Below are 7,727 nucleotides of genomic sequence, written 5' to 3'. Positions count from 1 at the left end.
AGGAGAGGGGTTCCCCGCGTTCTGTCGTGACGGCCACGACGGCCAGGGCGTTTGCCAGCGCGGCTGTTAAGGCTTATTCCAGGCTGACGCCGTCAGACCAGACATCGCCCGCGCAAACCCCGCCCTGCATCTCGTGTCACGTCCGCTCACGCCCCTTCTCGACCGCATCGCCGAACCCGCCGCCTTGCGTGCGCTCGCCGATTCGGAGCTGCGCCAGCTGGCCGACGAGCTGCGGGCCGAGACGATCGACGCCGTCTCGGTCACGGGCGGGCATCTCGGCGCCGGGCTCGGCGTGGTCGAGCTGACCGTGGCGCTGCACGCCGTCTTCGATACCCCCAGAGACAGGCTGATCTGGGATGTCGGCCACCAGGCCTATCCGCACAAGATCCTGACCGGCCGGCGCGACCGCATCCGCACCCTGCGCCAGCCCGGGGGGCTCTCGGGCTTCACGCGCCGCAGCGAGAGCCCCTACGACCCGTTCGGCGCCGCCCATTCCTCGACCTCGATTTCGGCCGGGCTCGGCATGGCGGTGGGGCGCGATCTCGCCGGCCGCAAGAACAATGTCGTCGCGGTGATCGGCGACGGCGCGATGTCCGCCGGCATGGCCTATGAGGCGATGAACAATGCCGGCGCGCTCGGCTCGCGCCTCGTCGTCATCCTCAACGACAACGACATGTCGATCGCGCCGCCGGTCGGCGCCATGTCCGCCTATCTCGCAAGGCTCGTCTCCGGCCGCACCTATCGCTCCATCCGCGAGATCGCCAAGCATCTGGCCGAGCGGCTGCCGCGCTTCTTCCACGACAAGGCCAAGCGCACCGAGGAATATGCGCGCGGCTTCTGGACGGGCGGGACGCTGTTCGAGGAGCTCGGCTTCTATTATGTCGGGCCGATCGACGGGCATAATCTCGACCATCTCCTCCCCGTGCTGCGCAATGTCCGCGATGCCGGCGAGGGGCCGATCCTCGTCCATGTCGTCACGCAGAAGGGCAAGGGCTACGCCCCCGCCGAGGCCAGCGCCGACAAATATCACGGCGTCGTCAAATTCGATCCCGTCACCGGCCAGCAGGCGAAAGCCCCGGCCAATGCGCCGAGCTATACCGGCGTCTTCGCCAATGCGCTGGTCAAGGCGGCGCGGCAGGACGAGAAGATCGTCGCCGTGACGGCCGCGATGCCCTCCGGCACCGGGCTCGACGCCTTCGGCAAGGAATTCCCCGGCCGCACCTTCGATGTCGGCATCGCCGAGCAGCATGCGGTGACCTTCGCCGCCGGCCTCGCCACCGAAGGCTACAAGCCGTTCTGCGCGATCTACTCGACCTTCCTGCAGCGGGCCTATGACCAGGTCGTGCACGACGTCGCGATCCAGAAGCTGCCCGTCCGCTTCGCGCTCGACCGGGCCGGGCTGGTCGGGGCCGATGGCGCGACCCATGCGGGGGCCTTCGACATCGCCTTCCTCGGCTGCCTGCCCGACATGGTGGTGATGGCGGCGGCCGACGAGGCGGAACTGACCCATATGGTCGCGACCGCCGCCGCCTTCGACGAGGGGCCGATCGCCTTCCGCTATCCGCGTGGCGAGGGGGTCGGCGTGGAGATCCCGCAATTCGGCGTGCCGCTCGCGATCGGCCGCGGCCGGGTGGTGCGCGAGGGCACCCGTGTGGCGCTTTTGTCGCTGGGCACGCGCTTGGCGGAGTGCCTCTCGGCCGCGGACCAGCTGGCGCAGCGCGGCCTCTCGACCACGGTCGCCGATGCCCGTTTCGCCAAGCCGCTGGACGAGGCGCTGGTGCTGCGACTGGCGCGCGAGCACGAGATCCTGGTCACCGTCGAGGAAGGCTCCGTCGGCGGTTTCGGCAGCTTCGTGCTGCACCTGCTGGCGCGCAAGGGCCTGCTCGATGGCGGGCTCAAGGTCCGCACCCTGACCTTGCCGGACAGCTTCCAGGAGCATGACAAGCCGGAGGCGATGTATGCCTCGGCGGGGCTCGACGCCGCCGGCATCGTCCGCACGGTGGAAGCCGCGCTCGGCGTGCCCAGCGCCGTCAAACGCGCCTGAACCGCCCCCTGCGATGAAGCTTCGGGCCGATCAGCTGCTGGTCGAGCGCGGCCTGTTCGAAAGCCGCGCCCGCGCCCAGGCCGCCATCGCGGCGGGCCTCGTCACGGCCGATGGCGCGATCGTCCGCAAACCCTCCGACAGGCTCGCCCGCGAGGCGCGGATCGAGGCGGAGGCGCCGCATCCTTTCGTCTCGCGCGGCGGGCTGAAGCTCGCGGCGGCGCTCGACGCCTTCGGCTTCGATCCGCAGGGGCGCGACTGCCTGGATATCGGCGCCTCGACCGGGGGCTTCACCGATGTTCTGCTCAGGCGCGGCGCCCGCCATGTCCTGGCGGTCGATGTCGGGCGCGAGCAGCTGCACGCGTCGCTGCGCCGCCATCCCCGGGTGACCAGCCTCGAAGGCCAGGACATCCGCGAGCTCGCGCCCGCCGCGACGCAGGCGCCGCCGTCCCTGGCGGTAATCGACGTCAGCTTCATCTCGCTGAAGCTGGTGCTGCCGGCGGTGGCGGCGCTGCTGGCGCCCGAGGCCGGCCTGGTCGCTTTGGTGAAGCCGCAATTCGAGGCCGGCCGCGCCGCGCTGAAGAAGGGCGTTGTGCGCGATGCCGAGACGCATGAGCGCGTCTGCGGCGAGATCGTCGCCGCCCTGCAGGAGCTCGGCTTCGCCGTCCTGGGGCTGGTCCCGTCGCCGATCGAGGGCGGTGACGGCAATCGCGAATTTCTGGTCGGGGCGCGGCGCCCCGCCTGATCAGGCGAACATCGCGTCGATGTCGTCCTGCAGCCCCAGCCCGTCGAACATGTCGGGGTCCAGCGTGCCGTTGGCGTTGATGAACTGCGTCGCCTGCGAGATCAGCGCGCGCAGCTGCCCGCCCGCCAGGCTGGCGCTCAGCGACAGATCCTCGTCGTCGCTCTGCGCGCCCAATGTCTCCGTCGCTTCGGCGATCAGCGTGTTCATCGACTGGCAGAGCGCGTCGAAGGCGGCGCGGCGCGCTGCCGGGAGATGTTCATAGCCGGCGATCGCGGCCGCGCGGCAGCGCAGCTGCGAGCGCTGGAAATGCTCGACATAGCCGATGACGGACCAGGACTGCAGCTCGGCGACGATTCCGGGATCCATCGGCGCCATCTCGATCAGCATCAGCGCCTCGCCGAACCGGTTGAGATAGTCGGTGGAGAGCTGCGGCTGCACCAGGCCGGGCTCGGCTTCGCCGGACGTGCTGATCGGAGCTCGCAATGCTGAGATGTTCATTAGGAGTCCCGCGAAAGCACCGGAGCATGGCGCGAAAACACCAAGAAAGTGTTGCTCCGATCGCCGAGCGGCGGCCTGTGCAGGTCGTCGCAAGCGAGCGAAACCCCTCTCCTGTAAGGAGAGGGGCAGGGGTGAGGTGTAGGCCCCTGGACCAGCGAGGCGCGAAATTCACCAGCCGGCGCGGGAGATGTAGGGGGAGTGTCCGGGTGAAATCCTGTCTTCCGGTCGCCATGGCGATTCCCCGTCGAACGGCCGACACCTCTCCCCTGCCCCTCTCCTTACAGGAGAGGGGTTCCCCGCGCTTGATCATCAGGAAGAGGGAGACATCAGAGGCGCTTCCCCCCATTCCATCACGCCGTGCGGCCGCCGCAAGCGCGCGCGCGAACCCCTCTCCTGTAAGGAGAGGGGTAGGGGTGAGGTGTCGGCCCCTGGACCAGTGAGGCGCGAGCGTAACTAAATCCCCATTCCATCTTGTCGTGCGGCCGCCACAGAACGCGCGCAACCCCTCTCCTTACAGGAGAGGGGTTCCCCGCGCTTGATCATCAGGAAGAGGGACACATCAGGAAGAGGGACATCCCCCCTTCCATCTCGTCGTGCCCCCCCGCCGATCCGCTACTACGCCAGCATCGCCCCGGGGTTGAGGATGCCCTGGGGGTCGAGCGTCTGCTTCAGGGTCCGCATCAAGGCGAGCTCGACCGGGTCCTTGACCCCCGGCAGCAGGTCGCGCTTCAACCGCCCGATGCCGTGCTCGGCCGAGATCGAGCCGTTCAGCTCGGTGACGATCGCGTGGACCGCGCTGTTTAGCTCCGCCCAGCGCGCCAGGAACGCCGCCTTGTCGCCGCCGACCGGCTGGCTGACGTTGAAATGGACATTGCCGTCGCCGACATGGCCGAAGGGCAGGGGCCGGCAGCCGGGGATCAGCGCCTCGCTGACCGCGCTGGCGCGGCGGATGAAGGTCGCGGTGGCGTGCAGCGGCACCGAAACGTCATGCTTGATCGAGCCGCCCTCGAAGCGCTGCACCTCCGAGAGATGCTCGCGCAGCGCCCAGAAGGCGGCGCGTTGGTCGAGCGAGGCGGCGATCGCGGCGTCGGTCACCAGCCCGGTCTCCATCGCTTCGCCCAGGAAGGTCTCGACGGCCTCGTCCAGCCCGGAGGCGGATTGCGAGGAGACCTCCATCAGCACGTACCAGGGCGAGCGGGCCGAGAGCGGGTCGCGGGTGCCCGGCGCGTGGCGCAGCACGAACTCCAGGCAGAGCTCCGACATCAGCTCGAAGGTCGTCAGCGTGCCGCCGGCCCCGGCCTTGGCGGCGTTCAGCAGGGCCAGCGCCTCTTCCGGACCGGGCACCGCCAGAAAGGCCGTGGCGCGGGCCGCCGGCAGCGGGAACAGCTTCAGCACCGCCGCGGTGATGATGCCGAGCGTGCCCTCGGCGCCGATGAAGAGGTTCTTGAGGTCGTAGCCGGTATTGTCCTTGCGCAGCTGCCGAAGCCCGTTCCAGATCCGGCCATCCGCCAGCACCACCTCCAGCCCCATGCAGAGTTCGCGGGCATTGCCATAGGCCAGCACCGCGGTGCCGCCGGCATTGGTCGAGAGATTGCCGCCGACGGTGCAGGAGCCCTCCGAGGCGAGCGAGAGCGGAAACAGGCGCGACGCCTGCTCGGCCGCCTCCTGCGCGCGCTGCAGCGTGACGCCCGCCTCGACGATCATCGTGTCGCCCTGCGCGTCGACGGTGCGGATCGCGTCCAGCCGCTGCAGGGAGAGGATGATCTCGCGCCCCTCGGCGATCGGGATCTGCCCGCCGACAAGCCCGGTATTGCCGCCCTGCGGCACTAGCGTGGTGCCGGTCTCCGCCGCGAGCTTCACCAGCGCCGCGACCTCCGCCGTCGAGCCCGGCCGCACCACCGCCTGCGCCTTGCCGCGGAACAGGTCGCGCCATTCCTTGAGATAGGGGACCATCGCATCGGCATCGGTGACGATGTTGCGGGCGCCGGTGATGGCGGCCATCCGGTCGAGAATCGCGGTGCTCAAGACGGGCTCCTCAGCGCTTGCCGGGGCGGCGGAACAGGCCGACCAGTTCGACATGTGCGGAATAGCGGAATTGATCGACGGGCGTGACGCCGGCCAGCGCATAGCCGCCCTCGATCAGGATCGCGGCATCGCGGGCGAAGCTCGCCGCGTCGCAGGAGACATAGGCGATGGTCGCGACCTTCGACGCCGCGAGCCGGCGGATCTGCGCCTCCGCCCCCGCGCGCGGCGGATCGAGGACGACCGCGTCGAAGCCGTCGAGCTCGTGCTCCAGCAGCGGCCGGCGGAACAGATCCCTGACCTCGCTCGCGATCGGCTTGAGCCCCTGGGTGCGGCCGCTGCCGCGGGTCAAGGCCAGCACCGCCGCCTTGTCGCTCTCGAAGGCGACGACCTGCGCCCGCTCGGCGAGGCGGAAGGCGATCGGCCCGCAGCCCGAGAACAGGTCGGCGACGCGCCGGATCTTCGGCAGCCCGGCCAGCACCAGCGCGCAGATCGCCTCCTCGCCGGCCTGCGTCGCCTGCAGGAACCCGCCGGGGGCGGGCGCGACATAGGCCTTGCCCATGCGCTGGATCGGCGGGCGGCGCTCGACGATGATGTCGCCATGCATGGAGAGCCTGGCGAGATCGAGCCGCTCGGCCGCCTCCGTCAACGACAGCCGCAGCTTGTCCCCGGCCGGGCCATGGCCGCGGATATCGACATCGAGCCCGGCTTCCGAGGCGGTGATCTGGATGTCGAGCGGCTTGTTGGAGCCGCCGAGCCTGTTGGCCAGCAGCTGCGCCACCGCCGGCGCGCGCGCCAGCCCAGGCGCCAGGACCGGGCAGGCCTCGACCGCGACGAGATCATGGCTGCGTGCCGCCATGAAGCCGACCACCATGCCGATGCCCTCGCGACGCGCATGGAAGGTCACGCGCCGGCGGCCGGCCCCATGCGCGTCGACGAGCTCGCCGACCTCCGCCGCGACGCCGGCCCGCTGCAGCGCGGTCACGAGCTGAGCGCGTTTCCAGGCGCGGTAGAGGCCGGGCTCCATATGCTGCGCCGCGCAGCCGCCGCAGCGGGTGAAGAGCGGGCAGATCGCGGCGATGCGGCTTTCGCTGGACGCGATGATCTCGACCAGCTGGGCGCGCTCGCCGTCCCGCACGGCCCGCACCGTCTCTCCCGGCAGGGCATAGGGCACGAAGACCGGGCCGTCGGCGCTGTCGCAGACGCCGTCGCCGCGCTGGCCGAGCCTGGCGATGGTCAGCGACTCGTTCATCGCCAACGGCCTTTGCGGCGCTTGCGTCTGTGCGGGCCTGCTCATGATGCTCCGGTGGTGATTTGTCCCTGTGTTTCGCCTATCAGGTCGAAGGCCAACAGGGAATTGCGACATGACCATCCGCGACGGCGTCATCGCCGCGATCGGCAACACGCCGCTGATCAAGCTGAAAGCCGCCTCCGCCGCAACCGGCTGCACCATCCTCGGCAAGGCCGAGTTCATGAATCCCGGCCAGTCGGTCAAGGACCGGGCGGCGCTCGCGATCATCCGGGACGCGGAGCGGCGCGGCGTGCTGAAGCCCGGCGGGGTGATCGTCGAGGGCACGGCGGGCAATACCGGCATCGGCATCGCCCTCGTCGGCAATGCGCTGGGCTATCGCTCGGTGATCGTGATCCCGGAGACGCAGAGCCAGGAAAAGAAGGACATGCTGCGGCTCGCCGGCGCGACGCTGCTGGAGGTGCCGGCCGTCGGCTACGCCAATCCCGGCAATTACGTGAAGGTTTCGGGCCGCCTCGCCGAGGAACTGGCGAAGACCGAGCCTCTCGGCGCGATCTGGGCCAACCAGTTCGACAACATTGCCAATCGCCAGGGCCATATCGAGACCACGGGGCCGGAGATCTGGGCCCAGACCGAGGGCGCGGTCGACGGCTTCATCTGCGCCGTCGGCACGGGCGGCACGCTGGCCGGCACCGCTATGGCGCTGAAATCCTTCAACCCGCGCATCCGGATCGGGCTCGCCGACCCGATGGGCGCGGCTTTGCACGGCTGGTTCACCACCGGCGTGCTGAAAGCCGAGGGCAGCTCGATCACCGAGGGCATCGGCCAGGGCCGCATCACCCGCAATATCGAGGGCGCGCCGATCGACGTCTCCTTCCAGATCCCCGACGAGGAGGCGCTGCCGATCGTCTTCGATCTGCTGGAGCAGGAAGGGCTCTGCCTCGGCGGATCCTCCGGCATCAACGTCGCCGGGGCGATCAGGCTGGCGCGGGAGATGGGCCCCGGCCACACCATCGTGACCATCCTCTGCGACTATGGCACGCGCTACCAATCGAAACTGTTCAATCCGGCCTTCCTGCGCAGCAAGAACCTGCCGGTGCCGGGATGGTTGGAGCGCGAGCCGGGCGCGATCGAGTCCGCGCTCGCCCGCGTGATGGGCTGAGACCGTCCTC

General features: G+C 69.8%; 6 protein-coding genes. 3 read left to right on the top strand and 3 right to left on the bottom strand.

The genetic code is table 11. From position 1 onward, the window contains the following. Positions 1–133: 133 nt before the first annotated feature. Both dxs and ASG72_RS00135 read left to right on the top strand, forming a co-directional pair. Positions 134–2,044, top strand: coding sequence for a 1-deoxy-D-xylulose-5-phosphate synthase (gene dxs / locus ASG72_RS00140; protein WP_056707280.1), 1,911 nt, complete (start codon positions 134–136; stop codon positions 2,042–2,044). Between the two features lie 13 nt (positions 2,045–2,057). Beyond that, positions 2,058–2,786: a TlyA family RNA methyltransferase gene (locus ASG72_RS00135; protein ID WP_056707277.1), complete on the top strand. Its 729-nt coding sequence runs from the start codon at positions 2,058–2,060 to the stop codon at positions 2,784–2,786. Here the strand turns inward: ASG72_RS00135 and ASG72_RS00130 are convergent, their stop codons facing one another. The 3 genes from ASG72_RS00130 to ASG72_RS00120 form a co-directional block, all read right to left on the bottom strand. Beyond that, positions 2,787–3,284 (bottom strand): hypothetical protein, encoded by a 498-nt coding sequence (locus ASG72_RS00130; RefSeq protein ID WP_156395734.1) that lies wholly within the window; start codon positions 3,282–3,284, stop codon positions 2,787–2,789. 615 nt (positions 3,285–3,899) lie between these two features. Next, positions 3,900–5,285: an FAD-binding oxidoreductase gene (locus ASG72_RS00125; RefSeq protein WP_056707273.1), complete on the bottom strand. Its 1,386-nt coding sequence runs from the start codon at positions 5,283–5,285 to the stop codon at positions 3,900–3,902. Between the two features lie 34 nt (positions 5,286–5,319). Further along, on the bottom strand, positions 5,320–6,558 hold the full coding sequence (locus ASG72_RS00120; protein ID WP_200939867.1) for a class I SAM-dependent RNA methyltransferase: 1,239 nt from the start codon (positions 6,556–6,558) through the stop codon (positions 5,320–5,322). 112 nt (positions 6,559–6,670) lie between these two features. On the opposite strand from ASG72_RS00120, the gene ASG72_RS00115 reads away from it, so the two are divergent. Next, positions 6,671–7,717: a cysteine synthase A gene (locus ASG72_RS00115; protein WP_056707266.1), complete on the top strand. Its 1,047-nt coding sequence runs from the start codon at positions 6,671–6,673 to the stop codon at positions 7,715–7,717. Positions 7,718–7,727: the final 10 nt, after the last annotated feature.

The organism is Allobosea sp. Leaf344 (assembly GCF_001426225.1).
In the GTDB taxonomy this organism is placed as follows: Bacteria; Pseudomonadota; Alphaproteobacteria; order Rhizobiales; family Beijerinckiaceae; genus Allobosea.
This window is presented reverse-complemented; position numbering and strand designations above follow the sequence as displayed.

What these genes read in the sequence shown, in the direction of transcription:
- ASG72_RS00125 (WP_056707273.1), bottom strand. Translation starts at nt 5,285, where the DNA reads ATGGCCGCCATCACCGGCGCCCGCAACATCGTCACCGATGCCGATGCG.
- ASG72_RS00115 (WP_056707266.1), top strand. Translation starts at nt 6,671, where the DNA reads ATGACCATCCGCGACGGCGTCATCGCCGCGATCGGCAACACGCCGCTG.
- ASG72_RS00120 (WP_200939867.1), bottom strand. Translation starts at nt 6,558, where the DNA reads ATGAACGAGTCGCTGACCATCGCCAGGCTCGGCCAGCGCGGCGACGGC.
- ASG72_RS00135 (WP_056707277.1), top strand. Translation starts at nt 2,058, where the DNA reads ATGAAGCTTCGGGCCGATCAGCTGCTGGTCGAGCGCGGCCTGTTCGAA.
- ASG72_RS00130 (WP_156395734.1), bottom strand. Translation starts at nt 3,284, where the DNA reads ATGAACATCTCAGCATTGCGAGCTCCGATCAGCACGTCCGGCGAAGCC.